Origin of the sequence: Citrobacter sp. TBCS-14 (genome assembly GCF_005280805.1) — a bacterium.
GTDB classification, from domain to species: Bacteria; Pseudomonadota; Gammaproteobacteria; order Enterobacterales; family Enterobacteriaceae; genus Citrobacter; species Citrobacter gillenii.
On record NZ_SZWM01000164.1, the window covers coordinates 17,381 to 41,582 of the forward strand.

26 protein-coding genes and 2 pseudogenes are annotated in these 24,202 nt (G+C 50.4%); 14 read left to right on the plus strand and 14 right to left on the minus strand.

Annotated features, from left to right (window positions below; genetic code table 11):
• The first annotated feature begins 65 nt into the window (after positions 1-65).
• Positions 66-710 (plus strand): metal-binding protein ZinT, encoded by a 645-nt coding sequence (zinT, locus tag FDX22_RS03775; protein WP_370316926.1) that lies wholly within the window; start codon positions 66-68, stop codon positions 708-710.
• Between the two features lie 57 nt (positions 711-767).
• On the opposite strand, the gene ycaC is transcribed toward zinT, so the two are convergent.
• Positions 768-1,394, minus strand: a complete 627-nt coding sequence (gene ycaC / locus FDX22_RS03780) for an isochorismate family cysteine hydrolase YcaC (protein WP_096757333.1) — start codon at positions 1,392-1,394, stop codon at positions 768-770.
• Positions 1,395-1,630: 236 nt separating this feature from the next.
• Between ycaC and leuE the strand changes: the two genes are divergently transcribed.
• The 4 genes from leuE (at position 1,631) to FDX22_RS03800 (ending at position 3,845) form a co-directional block, all read left to right on the plus strand.
• Positions 1,631-2,269, plus strand: a complete 639-nt coding sequence (leuE, locus tag FDX22_RS03785) for a leucine efflux protein LeuE (RefSeq protein ID WP_117343116.1) — start codon at positions 1,631-1,633, stop codon at positions 2,267-2,269.
• A gap of 174 nt (positions 2,270-2,443) precedes the next feature.
• The gene (gene yeaR / locus FDX22_RS03790; protein WP_096757332.1) at positions 2,444-2,806 is read left to right on the plus strand and encodes a DUF1971 domain-containing protein YeaR; all 363 of its coding nucleotides are present in this window, start codon (positions 2,444-2,446) and stop codon (positions 2,804-2,806) included.
• Positions 2,807-2,809: 3 nt separating this feature from the next.
• On the plus strand, positions 2,810-2,992 hold the full coding sequence (locus tag FDX22_RS03795; RefSeq protein WP_096757331.1) for a DUF1869 domain-containing protein: 183 nt from the start codon (positions 2,810-2,812) through the stop codon (positions 2,990-2,992).
• Between the two features lie 208 nt (positions 2,993-3,200).
• A complete protein-coding gene (locus FDX22_RS03800; protein WP_146716725.1) occupies positions 3,201-3,845 on the plus strand; it encodes a hypothetical protein in 645 nt (214 codons plus the stop codon).
• A gap of 54 nt (positions 3,846-3,899) precedes the next feature.
• Here the strand turns inward: FDX22_RS03800 and fdhF are convergent.
• Positions 3,900-6,046 (minus strand): annotated as a pseudogene (gene fdhF / locus FDX22_RS03805) (formate dehydrogenase subunit alpha).
• Between the two features lie 358 nt (positions 6,047-6,404).
• On the opposite strand from fdhF, the gene FDX22_RS03810 reads away from it, so the two are divergent.
• Positions 6,405-6,653 (plus strand): GlsB/YeaQ/YmgE family stress response membrane protein, encoded by a 249-nt coding sequence (locus tag FDX22_RS03810; protein WP_115258707.1) that lies wholly within the window; start codon positions 6,405-6,407, stop codon positions 6,651-6,653.
• Positions 6,654-6,702: 49 nt separating this feature from the next.
• Here FDX22_RS03810 and yoaJ read toward each other — a convergent pair whose 3' ends face one another.
• From yoaJ to FDX22_RS03825, 3 genes are read right to left on the minus strand one after another with little or no spacing between them, the layout of a single operon-like run.
• A complete protein-coding gene (gene yoaJ / locus FDX22_RS03815) occupies positions 6,703-6,777 on the minus strand; it encodes a protein YoaJ (protein ID WP_099530266.1) in 75 nt (24 codons plus the stop codon).
• A 2-nt stretch (positions 6,778-6,779) separates the two neighbouring features.
• Positions 6,780-6,878, minus strand: a complete 99-nt coding sequence (locus tag FDX22_RS03820; protein WP_096757327.1) for a YoaK family small membrane protein — start codon at positions 6,876-6,878, stop codon at positions 6,780-6,782.
• 47 nt (positions 6,879-6,925) lie between these two features.
• Positions 6,926-7,951, minus strand: a complete 1,026-nt coding sequence (locus FDX22_RS03825; RefSeq protein WP_146716726.1) for a sensor domain-containing diguanylate cyclase — start codon at positions 7,949-7,951, stop codon at positions 6,926-6,928.
• Between the two features lie 186 nt (positions 7,952-8,137).
• On the opposite strand from FDX22_RS03825, the gene FDX22_RS03830 reads away from it, so the two are divergent.
• Positions 8,138-8,386 carry a DUF333 domain-containing protein gene (locus FDX22_RS03830; protein WP_146716727.1) on the plus strand — a complete coding sequence of 83 codons (249 nt, stop codon included), beginning with the start codon at positions 8,138-8,140 and terminating at the stop codon, positions 8,384-8,386.
• 7 nt (positions 8,387-8,393) lie between these two features.
• Here FDX22_RS03830 and FDX22_RS03835 read toward each other — a convergent pair whose 3' ends face one another.
• Complete coding sequence (locus FDX22_RS03835) at positions 8,394-8,741, minus strand: DUF488 domain-containing protein (RefSeq protein ID WP_096757324.1); 348 nt, start codon at positions 8,739-8,741, stop codon at positions 8,394-8,396.
• A gap of 198 nt (positions 8,742-8,939) precedes the next feature.
• Between FDX22_RS03835 and FDX22_RS03840 the strand changes: the two genes are divergently transcribed.
• Positions 8,940-9,647 carry a CTP synthase gene (locus FDX22_RS03840; RefSeq protein WP_117342964.1) on the plus strand — a complete coding sequence of 236 codons (708 nt, stop codon included), beginning with the start codon at positions 8,940-8,942 and terminating at the stop codon, positions 9,645-9,647.
• A 37-nt stretch (positions 9,648-9,684) separates the two neighbouring features.
• Here the strand turns inward: FDX22_RS03840 and FDX22_RS03845 are convergent, their stop codons facing one another.
• A complete protein-coding gene (locus tag FDX22_RS03845) occupies positions 9,685-10,872 on the minus strand; it encodes a CynX/NimT family MFS transporter (protein WP_146716728.1) in 1,188 nt (395 codons plus the stop codon).
• A 99-nt stretch (positions 10,873-10,971) separates the two neighbouring features.
• Here FDX22_RS03845 and FDX22_RS03850 point away from each other — a divergent pair.
• A pseudogene (locus FDX22_RS03850) lies at positions 10,972-11,764 on the plus strand (helix-turn-helix transcriptional regulator); the annotation flags it as partial.
• On the opposite strand, the gene FDX22_RS03855 reads toward FDX22_RS03850, so the two are convergent.
• The 3 genes from FDX22_RS03855 to dgcJ form a co-directional block, all read right to left on the minus strand.
• Positions 11,747-12,193: a DUF441 domain-containing protein gene (locus FDX22_RS03855; RefSeq protein ID WP_146716729.1), complete on the minus strand. Its 447-nt coding sequence runs from the start codon at positions 12,191-12,193 to the stop codon at positions 11,747-11,749. The pseudogene FDX22_RS03850 and the gene FDX22_RS03855 sit on opposite strands and share 18 nt — an antisense overlap.
• 144 nt (positions 12,194-12,337) lie before the next feature.
• On the minus strand, positions 12,338-12,841 hold the full coding sequence (locus FDX22_RS03860; RefSeq protein ID WP_146716730.1) for a YbaK/prolyl-tRNA synthetase associated domain-containing protein: 504 nt from the start codon (positions 12,839-12,841) through the stop codon (positions 12,338-12,340).
• 45 nt (positions 12,842-12,886) lie between these two features.
• Positions 12,887-14,377 carry a diguanylate cyclase DgcJ gene (gene dgcJ / locus FDX22_RS03865; protein ID WP_146716731.1) on the minus strand — a complete coding sequence of 497 codons (1,491 nt, stop codon included), beginning with the start codon at positions 14,375-14,377 and terminating at the stop codon, positions 12,887-12,889.
• Positions 14,378-14,554: 177 nt separating this feature from the next.
• Between dgcJ and FDX22_RS03870 the strand changes: the two genes are divergently transcribed.
• Genes FDX22_RS03870 through FDX22_RS03880 form a run of 3 tightly spaced genes read left to right on the plus strand, consistent with a single transcriptional unit; the run spans position 14,555 to position 16,420 of the window.
• A complete protein-coding gene (locus FDX22_RS03870) occupies positions 14,555-15,325 on the plus strand; it encodes a class I SAM-dependent methyltransferase (RefSeq protein WP_115258699.1) in 771 nt (256 codons plus the stop codon).
• 13 nt (positions 15,326-15,338) lie between these two features.
• Positions 15,339-15,749 (plus strand): hemerythrin domain-containing protein, encoded by a 411-nt coding sequence (locus tag FDX22_RS03875; RefSeq protein ID WP_117342968.1) that lies wholly within the window; start codon positions 15,339-15,341, stop codon positions 15,747-15,749.
• Between the two features lie 38 nt (positions 15,750-15,787).
• Complete coding sequence (locus tag FDX22_RS03880) at positions 15,788-16,420, plus strand: CatB-related O-acetyltransferase (RefSeq protein WP_170973041.1); 633 nt, start codon at positions 15,788-15,790, stop codon at positions 16,418-16,420.
• A gap of 86 nt (positions 16,421-16,506) precedes the next feature.
• Here the strand turns inward: FDX22_RS03880 and FDX22_RS03885 are convergent, their stop codons facing one another.
• Together FDX22_RS03885 and yeaG are read right to left on the minus strand one after the other, a co-directional pair.
• Positions 16,507-17,784 carry a YeaH/YhbH family protein gene (locus tag FDX22_RS03885; protein WP_096757316.1) on the minus strand — a complete coding sequence of 426 codons (1,278 nt, stop codon included), beginning with the start codon at positions 17,782-17,784 and terminating at the stop codon, positions 16,507-16,509.
• Between the two features lie 122 nt (positions 17,785-17,906).
• On the minus strand, positions 17,907-19,841 hold the full coding sequence (gene yeaG / locus FDX22_RS03890; protein WP_096757315.1) for a protein kinase YeaG: 1,935 nt from the start codon (positions 19,839-19,841) through the stop codon (positions 17,907-17,909).
• A gap of 433 nt (positions 19,842-20,274) precedes the next feature.
• On the opposite strand from yeaG, the gene FDX22_RS03895 reads away from it, so the two are divergent.
• A complete protein-coding gene (locus FDX22_RS03895) occupies positions 20,275-21,021 on the plus strand; it encodes a MipA/OmpV family protein (protein ID WP_115258696.1) in 747 nt (248 codons plus the stop codon).
• A gap of 165 nt (positions 21,022-21,186) precedes the next feature.
• Positions 21,187-22,041, plus strand: a complete 855-nt coding sequence (locus FDX22_RS03900) for an aldo/keto reductase (protein WP_146716732.1) — start codon at positions 21,187-21,189, stop codon at positions 22,039-22,041.
• A gap of 36 nt (positions 22,042-22,077) precedes the next feature.
• Here FDX22_RS03900 and FDX22_RS03905 read toward each other — a convergent pair whose 3' ends face one another.
• Both FDX22_RS03905 and gapA read right to left on the minus strand, forming a co-directional pair.
• A complete protein-coding gene (locus FDX22_RS03905) occupies positions 22,078-22,962 on the minus strand; it encodes a D-hexose-6-phosphate mutarotase (protein WP_146716733.1) in 885 nt (294 codons plus the stop codon).
• Positions 22,963-23,038: 76 nt separating this feature from the next.
• Positions 23,039-24,034: a glyceraldehyde-3-phosphate dehydrogenase gene (gene gapA / locus FDX22_RS03910; RefSeq protein ID WP_096757311.1), complete on the minus strand. Its 996-nt coding sequence runs from the start codon at positions 24,032-24,034 to the stop codon at positions 23,039-23,041.
• Positions 24,035-24,202: the final 168 nt, after the last annotated feature.

Here is a 24,202-nt window from a genome sequence, read left to right on the forward strand (position 1 = left end):
GATTAAAATGTTACGTTATATTATAACAATTCACTCGCAACCATATTGAGGGTGAAATTTTGGCTATTCGTTTGGAAAGACTGGCGGTTGTTTTCGGGATGCTGTTAGCCAGTAGCCAGGTACTGGCACATGGGCACCATTCCCATGGCGCACCGATGACAGAAATAGAGCAAAAAGCGTCAGAGGGCGTTTTTGATAATAGCCATGTGAAGGACAGGGCTCTGAGCGACTGGGATGGCGTGTGGCAGTCCGTTTACCCTTATCTGCAGAGCGGTGAACTGGATCCGGTATTCAAGCAGAAGGCCGAAAAGGATAAAAGTAAAACGGCGGAGGAGTATAAAACCTATTACCGCACAGGCTATGCCACTAGCGTGGACACTATCGGTATCGAGAACGGTGTGATGGAATTTCATACGGGTAATAAGGTCGCGTCGTGTAAATATGATTACGCCGGATACAAAATATTGACCTATACGTCAGGCAAGAAAGGTGTGCGGTATCTGTTTGAGTGCAAAGAGGCAAATAGTCAGGCGCCGAAATACGTTCAATTTAGCGATCATATTATCGCGCCACGCAAATCGAGCCACTATCACATCTTTATGGGAAATACCTCACAGGCAGCGCTGCTTGAAGAGATGGACAACTGGCCAACCTATTATCCGTATCAGCTCAAAGCAGAAGCGGTTATTGACGAGATGCTGCATCATTAATTCCCATCCGGCTGTATTTAAACCCGCCGATAACGGCGGGTTGATAAATTGCGGATATTATTTTCCGGAAGCCAGCGTGCTGTAACTGGTCATCAGGTTGCGATAGTCAGGAATATGGTTGGAAAACAGCGTGCCCAGCCCTTCAACGTCATTACGCCAGTCGCGGTGTAATTCACAGGCCAGACCGAACCAGGTCATCAACTGCACGCCGGCAGAAGACATACGGTTCCAGGCAGAGTCGCGGGTCAGCGGGTTAAAGGTGCCGGACGCATCGGTAACCACGAACACGTCGAACCCTGCCTCAATGGCCGATAGTGCAGGGAAGGCGACGCACACTTCGGTGACGACACCGGCAATGATCAGCTGTTTTTTACCCGTCGCTTTAATCGCGTTGACAAAATCGTCGTTGTCCCAGGCGTTAATCTGCCCCGGGCGGGCAATGTAAGGGGCGTCAGGAAACAGCGCTTTCAGCTCAGGAACCAGAGGGCCATTAGGACCGGTTTCAAAGCTGGTGGTCAGAATGGTGGGGAGTTTGAAGTACTTCGCCAGATCGGCCAGCGCCAGCACGTTGTTTTTAAACTTGTCGGGATCAATATCACGGACCAGCGACAGTAAACCTGCCTGGTGATCGACCAACAGTACGGCAGCCTGATCCTTATCCACACGTTTATAGGTAATCGTCATTTTTTCTTTCTCCAGGTGATGAGAGGGGGCCTCGACGGCGAAATCTATTGATAAACAGTAGTGGCTATCCGGGGTATTGGGTAGTCGCAAAAATGAGTTTCATCGTTGCAAATCTGGAACGAAAAATATTCTGCAACAGAGTGCGCTATTCATAAGCTTCTCTTTCCATCAGGTGATGCATTCGTTAGCATATTGTCTCGCAGCAAGTGCATGTGTTTTATCAGGAAGAGGTTAACGTGTTCGCAGAGTATGGAGTTCTGAATTACTGGACGTATTTGGTGGGGGCTATTTTTATTGTACTGGTACCGGGGCCCAATACGATATTCGTGCTGAAGAACAGCGTAGGGCGAGGGGTGAAGGGCGGTTACCTTGCAGCCTGCGGGGTGTTCATCGGTGATGCCGTGCTGATGTTTTTGGCCTACGCAGGTGTTGCGGCATTGATCAAAACAACGCCCGTTTTGTTTAATATCGTGCGTTATCTGGGGGCTTTTTATCTGTTATATCTCGGCGCGAAGATTCTGTATGCCACGTTAAAGTCGAAGGCCACGGAGACTGCGGCCGAAGAAACGCCCTTTGGTGCTATTTTCAAACGTGCATTAATTTTGAGTCTGACTAATCCCAAAGCCATTCTGTTTTATGTGTCGTTTTTCGTTCAATTTATTGACGTCAATGCACCACATTCAGGGTTGTCGTTCTTTATTTTGGCCATTACGCTTGAAATCGTGAGCTTCTTCTATCTGAGTTTCCTTATTTTCTCCGGTGCTTTTGTCACGCAGTATATTCGCACCAAGAAGAAACTGGCGAAGGTGGGCAATTCTCTCATCGGTTTAATTTTTGTGGGATTTGCCGCCCGTCTGGCGACGCTTCAGTCTTAACGCCATTAGCCCGCTCCTGGCGGCGGGCTTTGCGTTTTCCCCATTCTTATCATTGCCCATCAGTAAGAATACTAACCAATAAATGGTATTTTAAATGTATATTTTGAGGCGTACCCTGTTCACAGCAGCGATTCAATAAGGCTCGCTGGTTGTCGACTGGAAAAGGGAAGAAAGATGCTTCAAATTCCACAGAATCACATTCATACACGCTCAACGCCGTTCTGGAACAAAGACACTGCGCCTGCCGGAATTTTCGAACGCCACCTTGATAAAGGTACCCGTGCGGGGGTTTATCCTCGACTGTCGGTTATGCAGGGGGCGGTCAAATATCTCGGATTCGCAGATGAGCACAGCCCGGAACCCGTAGAGGTGATGATTATTGAAGCCGGTCAGTTTGGCGTTTTTCCACCGGAAAAATGGCACAACATTGAAGTGATGACCGACGACACCTACTTTAATATCGATTTTTTCGTTGCGCCTGAGGTTCTGATGGAGAGTGCTAATCAACGAAAAGTCGTGCGTACCGGCAAGGAGTGAGTCATGAGTAAAGCAACCTATACCGTCACCGTAACCAATAACAGCAATGGCGTTTCTGTTGATTATGAAACGGAAGCGCCAATGACGCTGTTGGTACCCGACGTGGCAGCCGAAGTGGTCAAAGATCTGGTGAATACCGTACGTTCGTACGATACAGAAAATGAGCACGATGTTTGCGGCTGGTAACGCCATAAACGCCGTTACTCTATGATTTATATAAAAAACCGCAGCATGCTGCGGTTTTTTTATTGACTGACATCCTGTGACTGGTTACTTAAACAGTCCGAAAAAAGAATTCTTAAGAAAACCTTAAGAACATCGCATTCATTGCTAATAGGCAACCATTCACAGGGGTTATGATCGGTACACAGTAACACTACAGAACATCTTGCTTATGAAATTGAACACCCAGCTTACATTACCCACACTCATTCTTGGATTGGTCATCGTCGCGATCCCGTTCACCGCAAACTGGAATCTTCCTCTGTTAAACGGCACCGTTGTCAGATGGATTGAAAATGGGCAGGCGCTGTGGCTACTGTTTGGCGCGATATTTACTCTCGTCTATATTCGGCCTTTATCTCGTCCTGAAGGTGAGAAGCAATTTTGGCTGTGGGCGGCAGTGTGGTGGCTGGTTTTACTGGGCAGAAGCACCAGTTGGGGACGTGATTATTTCCCTGAGCACCCTAAACTTCTGTTCAGAACCATTTCAGTCGTGTTAATTGCCATGATTATTCTGCCAGTGTTATTGTCGAAGCGCTTACGGCAGGATATTGCACATCGTGTACGTAATGAACCGCTGCCGATTTGGCTGCTGGCAATCACCACCTGTGCATTTTTAATATCTGACACCGTAGAACATCATCGCCTGCTGTCGCCACTGTTTCTGCATAATGCCCATTACGGCGATCTTATTGAAGAACTGTATGAACTGCCGTTTATGGTGGGATTATTTCTGATGAACCTTGGTTTTATGCGGCGAGATAAGAAGGAAGAATACGCATCTGTTCGTGTAGGCAAGCAACTGCTGGCTAAGTGATCGAAATAACAGCCTGAGCCTTGAACAAAAGACTCAGGCTGTGTGTACTGTTATTTACGCAATAGCCTCACATAAACGTGACTTCATCTCGCTATATGATTGCGCAGCATACTTCTCTGCCCAATGTTGATCGGTGATGTGTTCGATATTCACCGCGCAATACTTGGTTTCCGGCGTTTTCGAGATAGGATCAAGATTATCCTGGGTTAACTCGTTACATGCGCCAATCCACCACTGATACGTCATATACACCGTTCCGCTATTGATGCGCTCGGAGACATCGGCACGGCTGATGACTTTCCCTCGACGGGAACTCACCCACACCAGGTCACGATGACGGATCCCCTGTTTGGCGGCATCCTGAGTATTGATTTGCACATAGCCCGGTTCATCTGCCAGCGCCTGCAGTGCTGCGCAATTGCCGGTCATGGAACGACAGGAGTAATGCCCCACTTCGCGTACGGTACAGAGCACCATCGGGTATTTTTCATCCGGTACTTCGGCAGGGGCTCGCCACTGAGCGGCAAACAGCTTGCCCTTACCGTTGGCGGTATCAAACCGACTATTCTGATAGAGATACGGGGTGCCAGGGTGATCGAGATCCGGGCAAGGCCACTGAATATGGCCCATATCGCCCATTTTCTCATACGTTACCCCATAGAATAGCGGACAGAGTTCGCGCATCTCATCCCAGATTTGCTGGTTGTTTTGATACTGCATTGGGTAACCCATTTCGGTCGCCAACAGACTGATAATTTCCCAGTCGCGCTTCACATCCCCGGTGGGTTCGATCGCCTTCTCAAAACGCTGAAAACCACGATCGGCGCAGGTAAAGACGCCACCGTGTTCGCCCCATGAGGTTGCGGGCAGGATAACGTCGGCCATTTCCGCCGTCTTGGTCATGAAGATGTCCTGCACCACGATAAAATCAAGCGCGTTGAAGCCTTCTCGAACCAGGCCCAAATCGGCTTCGGTTTGCAGCGGATCTTCCCCATGATGTAGTAGGCTTTAACTTTGCCTTCAATCGCCAGATGCGGGACTTCGGTGATCCGTGTGCCCACCTTGTCATCCATCAGGTTGACGTCAATCCCCCAGGCTTGAGCAAATTTCGCTCTCACTGCGGGATCGGTAACGTCCTGATAGCCCGGAAATTGATTGGGAAGCACGCCCATGTCGCATGCGCCCTGAACGTTATTCTGCCCGCGTACCGGGCCGACGCCGACGTTAGGTCGACCCAGATTGCCGGTCAGCAAGGCCAGACTCGACAACCCACGCACGACGTCGACAGCCTGGCCGAACTGCGTCACGCCCATTCCCCACATCACCGTCGCTGACGGTGCGGCGGCAAAGGTGCGCATCGCCTGGCGTACCTGTTGAGCTGGCACCCCGGTGAGGTGTTCAACGGTTTCAGGCGCATAGTCCTTTACGGTTTCCCAATAGCTTTCCAGGCCTTCGGCATGCTTTTGTACGTATTCACGATCGTAGAGCTGCTCTTCAATCAGCACGTGTCCAAAGGCGTTGACCAGCGCCATGTTACAGCCATTTTTCAACTGCAGGTGCTGGTCTGCAATACGCGCGGTTTCAATGCGGCGAGGATCGCAGACAATGATTTTCGCCCCGTTCTGACGGGCTTTGATGACCCGGCGGGCGACTATCGGATGAGAGTCTGCGCAGTTATAGCCAAAGATGAGCAGGCATTTGGAATTTTCAATGTCGCTGATGGAATTGCTCATTGCGCCATTGCCTAAGGTTTCCTGCAATCCGGCAACGGAAGGGCCATGGCATACGCGAGCACAGCAATCGACGTTGTTGGTGTTGAGCACGCCACGTGCGAACTTTTGCATCACATAGTTGGTCTCATTTCCTGTTCCACGGGAAGAGCCAGTAGTCATGATGGCGCGGGGACCATGAGCCTTTTTGATGTCTGATAGGCGTTTTGCGGTGTAGCGAATGGCTTCATCCCAGCTGACGGGCGTGAACTTTCCCCCTTTTTCATAACGGATCAGCGGGCGAGTTAGACGGGGAGTCAGAAGGCGCGTGTCGTTAAGAAAATCCCAACCGTAGTAGCCTTTCAGACATAGCTGGTTTTGGTTGGTCACCCCTTCAGCGGCTTCGGCGCGGATGATTTTGTTATTTTCAACAACAAGCTTGAGCTTGCACCCGGCCCCGCAGTATGGGCATACACTGGTGATTTTTTTCATCAATAACAGACCTGTTAAATGCTGAAATAGCGCGAATTGTAGACGCAGCCACGTGAATAGGTCACGGGCTACGATGTATCGTAGTGACGGGCTGTTAAAGCATAAAGTGTGCCAGAATTGAAAACGTAGTCACGGTAGGGTTGGGCTGCGAAATTAAACGTAAAGTCACTGACGAAACGACATTAATGACGATAAACGTCAGAAAAGATCGCCATTTGCGGTGATCTAAGATCATGAAACATCGGAATAAGATGAAAATCCATGGTGATGGTGATCACAAATTTTAATTTTTCAGCGCTATGCTATGCTTTTAAATAACGAGTCAATCGTTCACGTAAAAACATAAGCGAGGAAAAAAATGGGTATACTTTCATGGATTATTTTCGGTCTTATCGCTGGGATATTGGCAAAATGGATTATGCCAGGCAAGGACGGCGGCGGATTCTTTATGACTATTATTTTAGGGGTTATCGGTGCAGTCGTTGGCGGTTGGATCAGTACATTGCTTGGCTTTGGCAAAGTGGATGGTTTCAACTTTGGCAGCTTTGCCGTGGCGATTATCGGCGCGCTCGTTGTTCTGTTTATCTACAGAAAAGTCAAAAGCTAAATCAAAACAGATATTGAAGTAGAGGCCACTTCGTGTGGCCTTTATTTTTTTACCACCAGCCCAATTCGGTGCCGAGTACCACAATAATGGCGACGCCAATCATGATGAGCGTTGTTTTTTTCATGGTTATGCTCCCGGAGCGGCGTAGCCGCCAATAAAGAACCAGGATAAAAAAACAACGGCGGAAATGAAGATAATGACAGGAAAAATAATACCAATCCGCATGGTTTCACCAGCCTACGTTATGTGAAGATGAGCCAGAATAACAGGGCTTAATGCGTGACAAAAGTAGTTTTGCCCTCGCGTTTTTTATCCAGGTACATCGCGCTATCAGCGTTATGAAGCGCACAGTTTAAGTCGGTTTCTCGCGGATCGACTTCAATCACGCCCAGGCTGGCGCCAGGATAAAACAGGCTGATAGCGCCAAGCTGATAGTCGCCGCAGAGTTGTTGTTGCAACTGGTCTTTAACCCTTTGCATGCGCGTGTGTTGATCTTCTTCACTTTTTTGTGACAGACCCGCGACGAGAAATTCGTCGCCGCCCAGTCGGCCGAGAATATCGTTTTCACTACACACATGGCGCAAACGTTGCCCAACCTGGATCAAAAATTGGTCACCAACTTCATGGCCAAAACGGTCATTGATTAGCTTGAAATCATCTAAATCAATATAGGCGACGATAATTTTTTGCTGCAAATGGCGAGCCAGCGAAAAGAGGGTTTCCATATTTTCGAAAATGGCCCGACGATTAGGTAATCCGGTGAGTGCGTCGGTGTAGGAGTGTGCAATGAGTGCCGCATTCGCTTCACGTAATTGCGCCACCAGTGACTCTTTTTGAATCGACTGGGCAATCAGACTCGCAAACAGATGCAGGACCTGCTCTCCGCGTTGGCTCAACGTTTGTTGCTGCCGGCTGGTGGCGCAAAGCGTGCCGTAAAATGTCCCATCCGGAAGGTGGACAGGCGTGCTCAAAAAGGTGGTAATTTCCAGCGCGCGTGCGGCGGCGCAGTCTGGCCAGCGAGCGGGGACGTTATCACTGTACAGGCAGTTTTCTTCGATTGCGCGCTTGCACAACGTTTCATCCCACGGCACCGACAAACCCTCGGGTATATGCATCTGTCGGCTGTTACGTGCATACAGAATATGCTGCAGGCGTGCATCTAAATCGACTTTGGTTAAATAGGTCGACTCCATGTCAGTCACCATTTCCAGCATCTCCAGAAGTTGCCGAACCAGACCCTCAACAGACTGTTCGGTGGCTAATGATTGTGAGACTCTGGCAAGGATCATGTCAGACATGAGAGGTAAATACTCCTGAGTAGTAACAACGACGGTGATGCCTGCATGATAAAACAACACTGTGAAAGATGAAACAAGCCGAACTGTATGAAATGTAAGCGGAGAATGAAAACGCATCAGTAAAACATGGAGGTAGGCGGGCAGTCAGGGTAATCTTCCGCAATAACATTATTTGCAGGAGCGGTCATGAAATCTATGTTTATTGTGTTGCCAAGTATGCTGATGTTAGCGGGATGTTCGACGCAACCCGATGCACCAATGCCACCGAAAGTGGGTATGGCGAATCCGGCATCCGTCTATTGCCAGCAAAAAGGAGGTTCGCTGACTGCGGTACAAACGCCGCAAGGGGTACGTTCTGACTGCAAGCTCCCCGGAGGAGAAGTAATCGACGAATGGGCGCTTTGGCGCAGAGATCACCCGGCTAAAACGCAGTGAGAGCCTGCTACCATTGACGTAGCCACTCGGCCAGCACGAGAGCGTGGTTTTGTTGCGTATTTTTTGCCGCATACAGTAGCGTGACGGTCTGTTGACGCGCGATGTCAGCAAGCCGTTTCCCTTCCTGCTGCTGTTGAGCAAGCTCGGCGCGGTATTGTTCAGCGAAATGTTTAAAATCAATAAGTTCAGCATGAAATGCTTTGCGTAATTCAGTCGAGGGCGTGAGCGCTTTATTCCACTCATCGCAGGCCAGGTCGGTTTTTTTTAACCCCCGTGGCCACAGTCTGTCGACCAGAACGCGATAACCATCATTTTGTTCAGCCGGGTCATACACGCGTTTACATTGAATATTCATTTCTCAATCCGCTCCGTTATGTCACCGAATGGAGACGTTTTATTATCGTCTTTACGGTACATTAAGATCGTAAAACGTGACCATTATAGCATTTTGTCGCGACTGACTCCCAATTTAAGGGATTGTGAAAACAACAAAATATCGGTAGGGTGAGGCTCCTTATGTTGTCCCTTATTGTCTGGACACAAGGAAACTCTCATGGACATTTCCCCTGTAAAAAATACACTTCGCATTGCGCTGGTCGGTGACTACAACCCTGACATTGTCGCGCATCAGGCGATTCCCCTTGCTATTGATGACGCTGCCGCGGTGCTGGAATTAATGGCGGATTACGACTGGCTAACCACATCGGATATTAATAGCGGTGAGGACCTGGTCGGCTATGACGCTATTTGGGTGGTGCCCGGTAGCCCGTATCAGCATCCAGAAGGTGCGCTGACGGCTATTCGTTACGCCCGTGAAAACAGTATTCCCTTTCTCGGCACCTGCGGTGGTTTTCAGCATGCCATCCTCGAATATGCCCGCAACGTGCTGGGTTGGCACGATGCCGCACACGCAGAAACGGATACCGAAGGTCGCATGGTAATTGCCCCGTTGAGCTGCTCGCTGGTCGAAAAAACGGATGATATCGAACTGCGGGCGAATACGCTGATCGCCAGAGCCTACAATCAGGAGGTGATCTCCGAAGGTTATCACTGCAACTACGGCGTATCGCAAGCCTTTGCCGACGAACTGGAGCGTGGGGATTTGCGCGTAACGGGCTGGGATGAGGCGGGAGATATTCGGGCCATTGAACTGGTGACGCATCCTTTTTATGTTGGCACGCTCTTTCAACATGAACGGGGTGCCTTGGCGGGGAAACCCGTGCCGCTGGTTCAGGCGATGTTACGCGCGGCGCGCGGATAAAAAGTCGGGCAGGTCTGCAATGAGCCTGCCCCATGCGTTATGGCGAGGTTATCTCACGGCTGCGTCCAGCATACAGGCCAAACACAGCCATCAGCGTCGCTAGCAGGGCGACGCCAATCAACGGTATCTTCCAGTTACCGTTGAGGTCGTGAATTTTGCCCATTAACGGCGGTCCACACGCCGCCAGCAAGTACCCCACAGACTGCGCCATACCGGATAGCGCAGCCGCCTGGTGCGCAGAACTGGCACGAAGTCCGATGAACGTCAGTCCGAGGATCATCGTCGCGCCCGAGCCAAAGCCAAATAAAATCGTCCACAACACGGCCTGGTTGGGTAGCAGCCAGAATCCTGCGGCTGCAATCGCACACATTAATGAGACCAAAGCGGCAATGGCGCGTTGATCCTTCAATTTAAGCAAGATTAAAGGGATCAGTAAGCCGGGTGCGGCAGTAGCGAGTTGCAGCAAACCGTGCAGCGAACCCGCCTGCGCCTCGCTGTAGCCATGGCTAATCAAAATAGCGGGCAACCAGCCGATAATCACGTAATAGACGAGTGAGTTGATCCCCAAAAACAGCGTCACCTGCCAGGCGAGGCTGGAGCGCCAGATCCCTCGGGAATGCAACGCGCGCGAGTTACTCATCGTGGCATGGCTCGTCTGGCGATACTGCGGTAGCCAGATAAACAGCGCCAGCAGCGGAAAGACCATCAACATCATCAGCGCACCGCGCCAGCCGAATCCGTTAAGCGCCAGCGGCACCACGATGGCTGAGCCAATGGCGGCCGCAGCTCCCATCGTCAACGAGTACGCCCCGGTAAGTTTTGCGACATGTTGTGAAAAATCACGCTTAATCAGCCCCGGAAGCAGCACGTTGCCTAATGCTATCCCACAGCCAATGAGGGTGGTTCCACCAAATAAGAATGGCGGCGAGGGCAATGAACGTATGGCAATACCGGCGCAAATCAGCAGCATGGCGGCAAACAGACTGCGCTCAATACCCCATCGACGGGCAACGCCCGCCGCCAGGGGGGAAACTAACGCAAAGGCCAGCAGCGGTAGGGTAGTCAGGAGCCCCGTCTGGGCGGTCGTCAGCGCGTAATCTGCGCGAATGGCATCCAGCAGCGGCGCTGCACCCGTAAAGGTAACGCGAAGCGTGGTGGCGATCATCAGGATACCCGCAATCAGCAATGCACCTTGCTTGCCGCGGGGGGAAGGGGAATAAGTCATCTTTTTCTCTTATCGTCAGGCGAGGCGATACCTTACCGTTTTTACACCATGGATGAATCAAGCTAAAATGACAGATTATCGCTAAAATCGGACAACGTTATGCTGGGACTGAGGCTGGACGGGTATGAACCGGATCGCTATCACGATGCTGCTGTGGCTTTTTGTATTCAGGCTCAGGAAGATGAACTCTTCAGCCCGCTGCATCAGCACCGTAAAGGCCAGTTGATCCTGGCATTGCATGGCGCGATTACCTGTGAAGTTGAACACGCCATGTGGATGGTGCCACCCCAGTACGCGGTGTGGATCCCGGGTGAGATCCCTCACAGCAATCACGTCACCGTTGGCGCTGAGCTGTGTTTTTTGTTTATTGAACCGCAGGCGGTGGTGATGCCTGAACGTTGCTGCACGCTGAAAATATCACCACTCTGCCGGGAACTGATTCTTTCGCTGGCGACCAGAACCGATGCCCAGCGGCTGGAGCCGTCAACGCAGCGGCTGACGCAGGTCTTGTTTGATGAACTTCCGCAGCAACCGCAGGAGCAAATGCAGCTGCCGGTTTCCGATCATCCGAAAATTCGCAGGATGGTCGCAACGATGGCGCAGGAGCCCGCGCAATGGCAGACCTTGGGCCAGTGGGCCAGCGTGTTTGCGATGAGCGAACGTAATCTTGCCCGGCTGGTGGTGAAAGAGACCGGGCTGAGTTTTCGCCGCTGGCGTCAGCAACTACAGTTGATTCTGGCATTACAGGCGCTGGTTGATGGTCGTAACGTCCAGCAGGTCGCCCACATGCTGGGTTACGATTCAACAACCGCCTTTATCACCATGTTCAAAAAAGGCCTGGGTCAAACCCCAGGCCGTTATCTGACGGGGCTGGCTACTGTTTCCCCACAATCAGCGAAACCAGACCCGCGGCGATGAGCGGCCCCACAGGGACGCCGCGAAACAGCGCAACGCCCAGTACCGTACCGACCAGCAACCCGGCGACTAACTGCGGCTGACTGCCCATCAGTGTGACGCCACGTCCACCCAGCCAGGAGACGAATACGCCGATAGCAATGGCGACCAGTGACTTCCAGTTTACGAAGGAGTTAATGAGCGTGGAGGGCGGTAGCGTTCCGCTGGCGATCGGTGCCATCACGCCAATCGTCAGGATAATAATCCCGACAGTCAGGCCCTGTTTTTCAATCCACGGGAAAAAGGTGTTCAGCGGGGTGACACGGACAATAATCAGCACCAGGATTGAAACGGCGACAGTGGTGTTGTGGCTGACAAAGCCCAGAGCTGCCAGTCCGAGCAGGATCAGCAGAGTGACATCAAACATCGTAGTTTCCTTGCCAAAAAAGATAAGCCTGCTTACTGTACGCGCAAATGCGTGGTGGAACAGGCTTTTTTTAGTGATGTATACGCTATTTGGGCGAACGCATAACCGTGCGTTTCTGTGCCGGTAACGGGGCGTTATAGCGTGTTATTGCGTGCGGCGAAACGTGACTAACTCCGGTTGCGCAATGCGCAGGTAATCTTGGGTGTCCATAATGACCGATTTTTCCAGCACCCCAGCGTTAAAGGCAATCTCATCAAAACGCTCGAACAAGAGTGGATCGGCGACCAGCTTGAGCTGAGGATGGAAGCTGAAGGGAGGAATGGCGCCAAAGACGCATCCCGTCAGTTCATCCACTTCAGCAGGGCTTGCCAGGGAGGCCCTCAAGCCGCCAAGATGGCTGGCGAGTTGGCTCAGATCAGCCTGTTGATCGGCAGAAAGAATAGCAAGCACATGCTGATTGACGCCATTGCCTTTCACTTTACACACCAAGGCTTTTGCACCCTGACCCAAGGCTGTGCCACGAATCTCTGATACCGCTTCGCATTTGCCGACGGCGTCGTGGCTGACCACGCGGTACGTTGCGCCGTGTTCCGACAATAACGCGAGCAAACGTTGATGGGTTACATTACCTGTATTTACTTCCGTCATCTCTTACTCCTGATACCACAATAAAAATCCTGCGCAGAAAAAGTATCACGAACGAGGGTGCTTTTTCTGTTTGTTGAGATACAGCTGGGCGTCAGAGGCTTTGTAAGCATCGTTAATGGTGTCACCCGGCTGCATATTATAAATGCCGGCGGAAAAGCTAACGGAGGTCCCCGGCGCAATAATGTGTAAGTTCTCGTCGATCCGTTCCAGCAACTGAGGAGTGAGCTCGGCAGGATAATCGATCAGAATCATGCAGAACTCATCGCCCCCGAGGCGAATAGCATAATCACTTTTGCGGATCGCGTTTTGAATCGCTTTGGCCAGAATAGTGATAATACGATCGCCTTCCTGGTGTCCCAGCGTGTCATTAATGGTTTTTAGCTTGTCACAATCAATAGCGATAAATGTCACCCGCGTTCCGGCGTTGACCAGTTGCTGCAAGCGTTGCTCAAGCGTTGGCGTTAAGATTTTACGGTTGTACAACCCGGTCATCGCATCGCTGATATTTTCGCGCCGGACGTTATGATACAAACGAAAGTGGGTTCTGACCAAATTCAGCAGTAGCGCGGTTGCTAGCAGGTAAAAAACGAAAATTTTCCAGGAAGAGACAATAAAGTACATTAAATCAAGGGAGAGTGTGATCCGTATTCCGCCGGGAATATCATTAACATATTGCACATACTGGAACAGGTTTGATTCACTCTGGTTGATGACGATCTCTTTTCCTGAACTGACGTCAGACAACGTGACGTTCAGATAACGCCAGACGAGGGGACGATCGCTGGTATAAAAAATATGCCGCAGATTGTCCTTGTTCACATCGACCATCACGACGCCTTTGAGTTTACCGGCGTAATAGACCGGGGTGATAAAGCTCATGACTTTTTCTTGCGTCAGATCATCCTCATAAATACTGGAAATGACGGTGCGGCCGGTAAAAACATCATCGATATCGTTCTGGTGAATTCCCAGCGTGCCTTTTTGCAAAAAAGACCAATGATTCATCGTGAACTGATTAGAGTTAATCAGGTTGTAGAAATAGATATAGTTATTATTTAAATCAATGTAATAACGAAATTTATACTCCAGTGTGGCTAATCCATGGCCATAATCGACCAGTTCACGATTGACGTTGACCGCCTGGTCGAAAGCGGGCAACAAGAATATGTCATCAAGTTGTTCAATACAGTTTGCTGAGTGGGTCTGTAAAGTACCGCGTAACGGCAGGTAGCTATGTGAGGTGAGATTCAGCCCGTACGTGCCGTTAACGTGCTCAAATGCCTGGCACAGTGCTTTTCGTTGTTCAGCAGAAACAGGGGCTTTGGGCGATGAAAAACGGCGCATTAAATGGGCGGCAATACTCTGATTAGTGTATTTATCATACAGGAAAGAAGAGTCGGCTTTCTCAATGACATAACGCATATAGGCGTTCATTGCCCGATCGCTGGCAATCAGTTCGTACACCAGAAAAGAAGAGGTCAAAACAATAACGCTTACGGAGATAAAGTGCCGGAGCGCTTTATGATGAAATTTCATAATGTTTTTCAGCCCTGTAAGTCCGATACTTCAGTTTATCACACGCTAAACGTCCACTCTAACGGTATGGGAATGACCCATTGTCGGCTATTTTTGTAATAAAAATCATTCGTACTCTTCACCTTTAATCTTTAATGTTGTATTTATAATGCAACTTATAGAAAAGGAGACAGGCCGATGAGTACGATGGAAAAAGCAGGCCATACATTTCTGGCCAGCCTGGGGAAAACCCGCCTGCGCCCGGGGGGTATAGAAGCCACAGAATGGCTGTTCAGCCAGTCGCAATTGACGTCAGACAGTCAGGTGCTTGAAGTGGCGTGTAACATGGCGACCACGGCGATTGAACTGGTGCAACGCTTTGGCTGCACTGTATACGCCATTGATATGGATAAAAATGCGCTGGTTAAGGCGAGAAATAACGTCGCCGTCCATGGGCTGGAAAATCACATTCATGTCATGGCCGCTAATGCGAATACTATTCCTTTCGCCGACAACAGTTTTGACGTGGTGATTAATGAAGCCATGCTCACGATGTACGGTGATAAGGCTAAGACGAAGTTGATCGCGGAATACCATCGGGTACTGAAACCTGGTGGACGCTTGTTAACCCATGACATTATGTTTACGGCGCAAAAACTGGGAGAGGGCGATCAAAACCAGCTTCAGCAGGTTGTGAAGTCAAATGTGAGTCCACTGACGCAGCAAGGCTGGCGCGATCTATTTCTGGGCGCGGGATTTGAACAGGTGCTACAGCAAAATGGTGAAATGTCGCTAATGTCGCCGCAGGGGTTAATTCGTGATGAGGGATTTAACGGTGCCCTTAAAATTGCTTATAACGGACTACGCACGCATGAGAATCGCCAGCGTTTTCTTAAGATGTTCCGTTTTTTCCGCGCACAGCGTCACCAACTCAACTATATCGCCTGCTGTTCCGTAAAGGGTAAATAAAAAGGATAAAGGGATGAATCTGGATAAAATGAAACATCAGCACGTTGATATTCTCGAAAAAATATCTTTTCTACGTACGTTAAGCCAGTCCGGGGTATCATCCAATGCGCAGCAAATTGCTGCGGCGATCGTGAGCATGAGTGCGATCATTAAAACGCATCTGTCAGCGGAAGATCAGTTTCTTTATCCTCAAATTGAACAGGATGGGAATAGTAAACTCAGACAGGTCAGTACCCAATTTCAACGTGAAATGGCGGATATTGTTGGTGAGTATGATGCGTTTTCGCGCCGCTGGAATATTGCCAGCAAGCTGATGGGTAATGACGAGGCGTTCAGACGCGACGCCAATACCGTATTACGCAAAGTGTTTGAGCGTATGCAGCGGGAAAATAAAGATTTCTATCCGCTGGTAGAAAGGATGTAATGTGCGTTAAGAACATAACTGAGTAAAGGGCTACTGGAATGTCAGAAAAACACTGGTCGAGAATGGAATATCTTCACCAGACAGTGACGAATCCCAATATCGTAATTAAAGGGACGCACAGTTATTACAGCGACTGCTGGGATAAAGGCTTTGAGGCTTCAGTCGTGCGATATTTACTTGGCGACGAGGTTAGCAGAGAGTGGGAACCGCTCGGGCATCTGGATAAGTTGATCATCGGTAATTTCGTCTGTATTGGTGCCGAGAGCGTGATTGTTATGGGGGGAAACAGTACCCACCGGTTGGACTGGATAAGTCTTTACCCCTTTATGGCGTCCATCAACGATGCCTACCAGTTTCGCGGAGACACGGTTCTCAAGGATGGCTGTTGGTTAGGTATGCGCGCGATGATTATGCCTGGCGTGACGGTTGGAGAAGGCGCTGTCGTGGCTGCGGGTGCTGTCGTGACCAAAGATGTACCTCCGTATGCGATTGTCGGCGGGAATCCGGCGAAGATCATAAGATATCGACTTCCCGAAGAGGATATTAAACGATTGCTGGCGCTGGATTTGTATCAACTGGCGGAAGAGACGCTGGTGGCGTTGCAACCGCTGTTGTCATCTGGCGATATTTCAGCGTTGGAGTTGAGCGTTGCCCGGCAGAGACAAGTGTAAACGGCGAATTGTGCGTAGAGTGGGCGTATCATGTTGAAAAATCAGCCAGAAACAGTACGTAACTGGCCGATCGTCAATGGTTCATCTCAACTTGTGGCACTCTGCTTATGAAACAGTTCCCGGAACACCGGATAGATATCATCCTGGTCACGGATATGTTGCATGGCAAAGTTATCAAAGGTCGATTGCAGATGCTCGTACTCACGCCATAAGGTCTGGTGCGCGCGGCGGGTGATTTCGATATAGCTATAATATCGCACCACCGGCAGCAGTTTTTTCGCCAGAATCTCATGGCACAACGGTGAGTCATCCGCCCAGTTATCGCCATCTGATGCCTGCGCCGCATAGATATTCCATTGGGCAGGATCGTAACGATCTTTCACCACTTCATCCATCAACTTCAGCGCGCTGGAGACGATGGTGCCCCCGGTTTCCTGAGAGTAGAAGAACTCATGCTCGTCCACCTCTTTTGCCTGGGTATGGTGGCGAATGTAAACCACTTCCACGTTTTTGTAGGTACGGCTTAAGAACAGATACAGCAGAATGTAAAACCGCTTGGCCATATCTTTCGTTGACTGATCCATCGAGCCGGAAACGTCCATCAGACAGAACATCACCGCCTGGCTGGAAGGATCGGGTCGTTTTTCATAATTTTTATAGCGTAAATCAAAGGTATCGATAAACGGGACGCGTTCAATTTTTGCCCGCAGTTCAGCAATCTCTTTGCGTAGGCGTTCTTCCTCCAGCAACTGCGCCGGTTCTGTATTGGCGATGGTCTCCAGGTCAGCTTCAAGCGCGTGCAGCTCCCGACGTTTACCTGCCGTCATCGCCGTGCGGCGCGCCAGTGAGTTTTGCAGGGAACGCACCACGCTGATATTGGCTGGCACCCCATTGGAGGTGAAGCCCGCACGGTGGGTTTTGTATTCCGTTAACTGACGTTGCTGATTTTGCTTCAGATTCGGCAGTGCCAAATCTTCAAACAGCAGATCCAGATACTCATCTTTAGAAATTTGAAACACGAACTCATCCTGGCCTTCTCCATCCTGGCTGGCCTGGCCTTGCCCGCTTCCTGAACCCCCGCCGCCGCCCTGAGGGCGTTCTATACGGTCGTTCTGCACAAAATGGTCGTTACCCGGATGTACGCGATGGCGCAGGCCTCCACGCCCCTGATGGAACATCGGTTCGCTAATATCATCGGTTGGGATAGAGACAGACTCGCCACTATCGACATCAGTCACCGAACGCTTATTAATGGCCTCGGAGATCGACTGTTTAATTTGTGATTTATAACGGCGCAAGAAGCGCTGGCGGTTAACCGTGCTCTTGTTTTTACCGTTAAGACGTCGGTCTATGAACCAGGTCATATGCCCCCCGTACTGCCAACTGTTCGCCATGTCTGTAAGTGCCGGATGGCGCTGGCGCTTATCCGGCCTACGGAACATTGTTTTGCATGCCCGGTAAGCGCATGCGCCACCGGGCACTTATGTTAAGACGATTTACGTACGCGCAAATACCATTCGCACAGTAAACGCACCTGTTTACGCGTGTAGCCTTTTTCCATCATGCGGTCGACAAAATCGTCGTGCTTTTTCTGCTCGTCAGTTGAGGTTTTAGCGTTAAACGAAATGACCGGCAGCAACTCCTCGGTGTTGGAGAACATTTTCTTCTCAATAACCGTGCGCAGTTTTTCGTAACTGGTCCAGTTTGGATTACGACCGCTGTTATTCGCTCTGGCGCGCAGAACAAAGTTGACGATCTCATTACGGAAATCTTTCGGGTTGCTGATACCCGCCGGTTTTTCAATTTTTTCCAGTTCTGAATTCAGCGACTCGCGGTCAAACAGCTGACCGGTATCCGGGTCACGGTATTCCTGATCCTGGATCCAAAAATCCGCATAGGTGACATAACGGTCAAAAATGTTCTGTCCATACTCGGAGTAGGATTCCAGATAGGCGGTCTGGATCTCTTTGCCAATAAATTCAGCGTATTTCGGGATCAGATAACCTTTCAGGAACTCGAGATAACGTTCGGACTGCTCCTGCGGGAACTGCTCGCGCTCAATTTGCTGCTCCAGAACATAGAACAGGTGCACCGGGTTGGCCGCCACTTCTACATGGTCAAAGTTAAACACGCGGGAGAGGATCTTAAACGCGAAGCGCGTTGACAGACCGTTCATCCCCTCATCGACTCCGGCGTAATCCCGGTACTCCTGATAGGATTTCGCTTTCGGATCGGTGTCTTTCAGGCTCTCGCCATCGTAAACGCGCATCTTCGAGTAGATGCTCGAGTTTTCTGGCTCTTTCAGGCGAGAAAGAATGGTAAAGCGAGACAGCGTTTCCAGCGTACCCGGTGCGCACGGCGCGTGGGTCAATTCACTGTGATTAAGCAATTTCTCGTAGATCTTGATCTCTTCGGAAATGCGTAAGCAATACGGAACCTTCACGATGTATACGCGGTCAAGGAAGGCTTCGTTATTTTTGTTGTTACGGAACGTCACCCATTCAGATTCGTTTGAGTGGGCAAGAATGATGCCGTTAAACGGCAGGGCAGAAATACCTTCTGTCCCGTTGTAGTTACCTTCCTGCGTTGCGGTCAGCAGAGGATGTAGCACTTTAATCGGTGCTTTAAACATCTCCACGAACTCCATAATCCCCTGGTTAGCCCGGCACAGTGCGCCGGAATAGCCGTAGGCATCCGGATCGTTCTGGGCGTGGTGTTCGAGTTTACGAATATCCACTTTGCCGACCAGCGCGGAAATGTCCTGGTTGTTCTCATCGCCCGGTTCCGTTTTGGCGATAGCGATTTGTTCCAGAATAGACGGCCACACTTTAACCACGCGGAATTTGGTGATGTCTCCACCAAAATCATGCAGACGCTTCGCGGCCCATGGCGACATAATGGTGCCAAGATAGCGACGTGGGATCCCGTACTCTTTCTCCAGGATTTGTGCATCTTCCTGTGGATTAAACAGGCATAACGGGTGATCGTTAACCGGGCTGCGTTCACCGTTGGCGCTCAGGACATAAATCGGTACCCTCTGCATCAGCGACTTCAGTCGCTCAGCAAGAGAGGATTTTCCTCCCCCTACAGGCCCCAGCAGATACAGGATCTGCTTCTTCTCTTCCAGCCCCTGCGCCGCGTGCTTCAGATAGGAGACAATCTGTTCAATCGCGTCTTCCATGCCGTAAAACTCTTCAAACGCGGGATAACGTGCAATAACCCGGTTAGAGAAGAGTCGAGAAAGTCGAGGTTCATGGGCAGTATCGACCATGACAGGCTCACCAATAGCCATTAATAGCCGCTCTGCCGCGTTGGCATAAGCACTGCGATCTTGCCGACAAGTGGTAAGAAACTCCTGCAGCGTGAACTCTTCGTCCTTGGCAGCTTCATAACGCTGGCGATAGTGATCGAATATATTCATGGTATGCCGTCCTTTCGTTTTTTAGCACATGTTAAGAGCCGTTCATATGAATAGTAGAGGCCCCTGAAGAGGTAAACTGAACGACGTCGCTGCTGGAAAAATAAGCAACTCTCATGCCATTTTGATGGTCAGAAGATCAACGTATTCGGTGATACACCTTCTAAAATTAAGCGTAGATGGCATTTGCAAAACTTGCCTGCGCGCGCAAACGAATTTCAATGGCATATCAATAACTCATCGGCAAAAAATAGACATCTTATGTAAAGAAATAGGGCGGAATTCATGCCTTGTTCATCGGACTGCAAGTAAAATGTCATCACTCGCTGAGAAATTAGAGGGTTACATAACGAGATGAATACGTAAAATAGTTGGGCTGTCACGCAATGACGGTTACACTTTGGGTGCTTTACATTTGAATAAGGAATTATGGACTGTGACCAAACTCAAACTTCTGGCACTTGGCGTGCTTATTGCCACTTCTTCCAGCGTAGCACAAGCAGAAAGCGACCTGTCGCTGGGCGCGGGCGTTGGTGTGGTTGAGAACGCTTATAAACAATACGATAACGACGTTTACCCGGTACCTGTAGTGACCTATGACAGTGAGAACTTCTGGTTCCGTGGGCTGGGGGGCGGTTACTACCTGTGGAATGACAATACCGATAAGTTGTCTGTCATGGCTTACTGGTCACCGATGTACTTTAAGCCGGGCGACAGCGATAACAGTCAATTGCGTCGACTGGATAAACGTAAGAGCACCATGATGGCCGGTCTGTCTTACGTCCACAATACGCAATACGGCTTCCTGCGCACCAGCCTTGCGGGAGACGCGCTGGACAACAGTAATGGTATCGTCTGGGATCTGGCGTGGTTATATCGTTACACTAACGGTGGCCTGACGCTGACGCCGGGGATCGGTGTCGAGTGGAACAGCGAAAACCAAAACGAATACTATTATGGTGTATCGCATCATGAATCCTCTCGCAGCGGCCTGCGTAGCTACGATCCAAATAGCAGCTGGAGCCCGTACCTGGAGCTGAGCGCAAATTATAACTTCATCGGCAACTGGAGTGCATACGCGACGGCGCGTTATACCCACCTGTCTGATGAAGTGACCGACAGTCCGATGGTAGACAAATCCTGGACGGGTCTGATCTCCACGGGTATTACCTACAAGTTCTGATAACTGACCATTCTAAACAGAAGCCCGCATTACAGCGGGCTTTTTTTTGTCTGCTGGCAGGCCGGGCAACAAATAGCCCAAACGATGATGGTGCAATTTGTGCACCATTACAGGACACATGCGCACTGTTTTGCTTTACTGTGGTGCAAAATACAGGAGAGTGCGATGACAGATAAACAGGTGATGTTTACCGGGCAGGCCACGCTTCCTGCTATCGGGCAAGGGACGTGGTATATGGGTGAAAACGCCCATTGCCGGGGAGCTGAAGTGGCGGCGCTGCGTGCTGGACTGGATCTGGGTTTGCGCCTTATTGATACTGCAGAAATGTACGCTGATGGTGCAGCGGAAGAGATTGTCGGCGAGGCGTTATTGGGGCGACGCGATGACGCTTTTCTGGTATCAAAAGTTTATCCCTGGAATGCTGGGGGCCAGAAAGCCATCGCGGCCTGCGAAGCGAGCCTGCGGCGACTGAAGACCGATTATCTGGATCTCTACTTACTGCATTGGACGGGTAATTTTTCATTTGCAGAGACGGTTGAGGCGATGGAAAGGTTGATCGCGCAAGGGAAAATCCGCCGCTGGGGCGTTTCTAACCTCGACTATGAAGACATGCAGGCGCTATGGCAGGTTACTGGTGGACAGCAGTGTGCCACGAATCAGGTGCTGTATCATCTGGCGTCACGCGGCATTGAGTTTGATTTGCTGCCATGGTGTCAGCAACGGCAGATACCGGTCATGGCCTACAGCCCGTTGGCCCAGGCGGGGCGTTTACGCAGTGATTTGCTCACTAATCCGGTGGTGAGTGAGATTGCGCACGCGCACAAGGCCAGCGCCGCGCAGATTTTATTGGCGTGGGTTATTCGACAACCGGGAGTGATAGCCATTCCGAAGGCGGCAAATGTCGCACACGTTGAGCAGAATGCCGCAGCGCTAAATATGACGCTTTCTGACGAGGAGTTGATGTTGTTAGACTCGGCTTTTCCTGCGCCAGCAGCTAAAACACCGCTAGATATGGCCTGATAAAACGCCAGTTGCCATCAGGCAACTGGCAAAATCTTAGCGCTTAGCAACACGAATTGTTTGTGCCAGGCGAGAAGGTTTCTCAGTGGTGGTTTTCTGCGGCGCGGTCGCGTAAGCGGTTTCTACGCAGACAAATGTTTTGTACCCGTCGTCCGGCATGTCACCCATGCTGACAGACAGGGCCGGCCCTGGGTTCCAGCCGACAACGTTCAGATGGTGATGGTGTACGACGTCGATGTTGCGGTTCAGTGAATCGTCATGGATGACGCTGCACGCTTCCGGGTTCAGATACACGCGGTCGGTGCGGTCCGGGAACGTCTGGATACCGTCAGCCAGGACATCTTCTTTCGCATCGTTAACTTTATCGATCAGACGGTCACCAAGGCCACTCACTTTCACCGCTGCAATGTCACCGACGTTAAAATAGGTGTGCAGCGCGGAGGTGGTTTCAAATTCACCGTGGGCTTCCAGTTCTATTTCACAAGTAGCACCCACGTTGAAACGCGCTAACAGCGTAAACTCATGCGGCCAAAGCTGACGCGTTTCAGCACTGCTTTGCAGTTCAAACGTCAGAACTACACCGTTGTCATCTTCGTTGTGCGCTTTCAGCGTCCACGGCAGATTACGGGCAAAACCGTGCGAGGGAAGCCCTGGCTGTGCCGCCGGGCCAAACCATGGCCAGCAAATAGGGACGCCACCACGCAGCGCTACGCCCGTTTTAAACGGCGTATTGTTGCTTAACCACAGGACCTCATCTTCGCCGGTCGGTTTCCATGACAGAAGATGCGCGCCCTGTAGGGCGAAAGAGGCTTTCACCTGCGGGTGATCGACCACCACGATCTCCAGTTCATCCAACTGACGACGGGAGAGGACAGGGGAAATTTGTTCGATTATCGGAAGTGCAAAAATTTTATTAATCATGATGCAATCCTTGATGTTGAAAACCATAAAAAAAGGCGACCGAGGTCGCCTTTTTGGATCAGATTTTCATCTCAACTTATTTGGAGATGTGAGCAATCAGATCCAGAACTTTGTTTGAGTAGCCGGTTTCGTTGTCGTACCAGGATACCAGTTTCACGAAGTTGTCGTTCAGTGCGATACCTGCTTTAGCATCGAACACGGAAGTGCAAACTTCACCGTTGAAATCGGTAGATACAACGTCGTCTTCGGTGTAACCCAGAACGCCTTTCATCGGGCCTTCGGAAGCAGCTTTGATTGCTTTCTTAATTTCTTCGTAAGAAGCAGCTTTTTCCAGACGAACGGTCAGGTCAACAACGGATACGTTCGGAGTAGGAACGCGGAACGCCATACCAGTCAGTTTGCCATTCAGTTCTGGCAGTACTTTACCTACTGCTTTAGCAGCACCGGTAGAGGACGGGATGATGTTCTGTGCTGCGCCACGACCGCCGCGCCAGTCTTTGTGAGACGGGCCATCAACGGTTTTCTGAGTCGCGGTGGTCGCGTGAACGGTAGTCATCAGACCTTCGATAATACCGAAGTTGTCGTTGATAACTTTAGCCAGCGGAGCCAGGCAGTTAGTGGTGCAGGAAGCGTTAGAAACGATGTCCTGACCTTCGTATTTGTCAAAGTTAGCGCCTTTAACAAACATCGGAGTGTTGTCTTTGGACGGGCCAGTCAGAACCACTTTTTTCGCGCCAGCAGTGATGTGCTTACGAGCGGTTTCGTCTGTCAGGAACAGGCCAGTAGCTTCAGCAACTACGTCAACACCAACTTCGTCCCATTTCAGGTTAGCCGGATCACGTTCAGCGGTAACACGGATTTTTTTACCGTTTACGATCAGATGACCGTCTTTCACTTCAACGGTACCGTTGAAACGGCCGTGAGTGGAGTCATATTTCAGCATGTAAGCCATGTAGTCAGCGTCTAACAGGTCGTTGATTGCAACGATCTCGATGTCAGAACGTTCTTGAGCAGCACGGAAAACAATGCGACCGATACGGCCAAAACCGTTGATACCTACTTTGATAGTCATATATTCCACCAGCTATTTGTTAGTGAATAAAAGGTTGCCTGTAAAATTACAAAAACCTTACGCAGCGTCAAGCGGAATCGTGTCAATCATTGCGACAAATCAATCTGCTGCCTAAGCTTTGCGCAACTGACTCGCCTCACTCTTCCTTTGGGCTTGAAACCACATGGG

Coding starts and splice junctions, on each gene's coding strand:
- yeaR (WP_096757332.1), top strand. CDS start 2,444: ATGCTTCAAATTCCACAGAATCACATTCATACACGCTCAACGCCGTTC.
- FDX22_RS03840 (WP_117342964.1), top strand. CDS start 8,940: ATGGACATTTCCCCTGTAAAAAATACACTTCGCATTGCGCTGGTCGGT.
- FDX22_RS03905 (WP_146716733.1), bottom strand. CDS start 22,962: ATGATTAATAAAATTTTTGCACTTCCGATAATCGAACAAATTTCCCCT.
- FDX22_RS03885 (WP_096757316.1), bottom strand. CDS start 17,784: ATGACCTGGTTCATAGACCGACGTCTTAACGGTAAAAACAAGAGCACG.
- dgcJ (WP_146716731.1), bottom strand. CDS start 14,377: ATGAAATTTCATCATAAAGCGCTCCGGCACTTTATCTCCGTAAGCGTT.
- FDX22_RS03795 (WP_096757331.1), top strand. CDS start 2,810: ATGAGTAAAGCAACCTATACCGTCACCGTAACCAATAACAGCAATGGC.
- FDX22_RS03880 (WP_170973041.1), top strand. CDS start 15,788: ATGTCAGAAAAACACTGGTCGAGAATGGAATATCTTCACCAGACAGTG.
- gapA (WP_096757311.1), bottom strand. CDS start 24,034: ATGACTATCAAAGTAGGTATCAACGGTTTTGGCCGTATCGGTCGCATT.
- FDX22_RS03830 (WP_146716727.1), top strand. CDS start 8,138: ATGAAATCTATGTTTATTGTGTTGCCAAGTATGCTGATGTTAGCGGGA.
- FDX22_RS03860 (WP_146716730.1), bottom strand. CDS start 12,841: ATGACGGAAGTAAATACAGGTAATGTAACCCATCAACGTTTGCTCGCG.
- ycaC (WP_096757333.1), bottom strand. CDS start 1,394: ATGACGATTACCTATAAACGTGTGGATAAGGATCAGGCTGCCGTACTG.
- FDX22_RS03810 (WP_115258707.1), top strand. CDS start 6,405: ATGGGTATACTTTCATGGATTATTTTCGGTCTTATCGCTGGGATATTG.
- yeaG (WP_096757315.1), bottom strand. CDS start 19,841: ATGAATATATTCGATCACTATCGCCAGCGTTATGAAGCTGCCAAGGAC.
- FDX22_RS03875 (WP_117342968.1), top strand. CDS start 15,339: ATGAATCTGGATAAAATGAAACATCAGCACGTTGATATTCTCGAAAAA.
- FDX22_RS03800 (WP_146716725.1), top strand. CDS start 3,201: ATGAAATTGAACACCCAGCTTACATTACCCACACTCATTCTTGGATTG.
- FDX22_RS03835 (WP_096757324.1), bottom strand. CDS start 8,741: ATGAATATTCAATGTAAACGCGTGTATGACCCGGCTGAACAAAATGAT.
- FDX22_RS03825 (WP_146716726.1), bottom strand. CDS start 7,951: ATGTCTGACATGATCCTTGCCAGAGTCTCACAATCATTAGCCACCGAA.
- FDX22_RS03855 (WP_146716729.1), bottom strand. CDS start 12,193: ATGTTTGATGTCACTCTGCTGATCCTGCTCGGACTGGCAGCTCTGGGC.
- FDX22_RS03900 (WP_146716732.1), top strand. CDS start 21,187: ATGACAGATAAACAGGTGATGTTTACCGGGCAGGCCACGCTTCCTGCT.
- FDX22_RS03845 (WP_146716728.1), bottom strand. CDS start 10,872: ATGACTTATTCCCCTTCCCCCCGCGGCAAGCAAGGTGCATTGCTGATT.
- FDX22_RS03820 (WP_096757327.1), bottom strand. CDS start 6,878: ATGCGGATTGGTATTATTTTTCCTGTCATTATCTTCATTTCCGCCGTT.
- FDX22_RS03870 (WP_115258699.1), top strand. CDS start 14,555: ATGAGTACGATGGAAAAAGCAGGCCATACATTTCTGGCCAGCCTGGGG.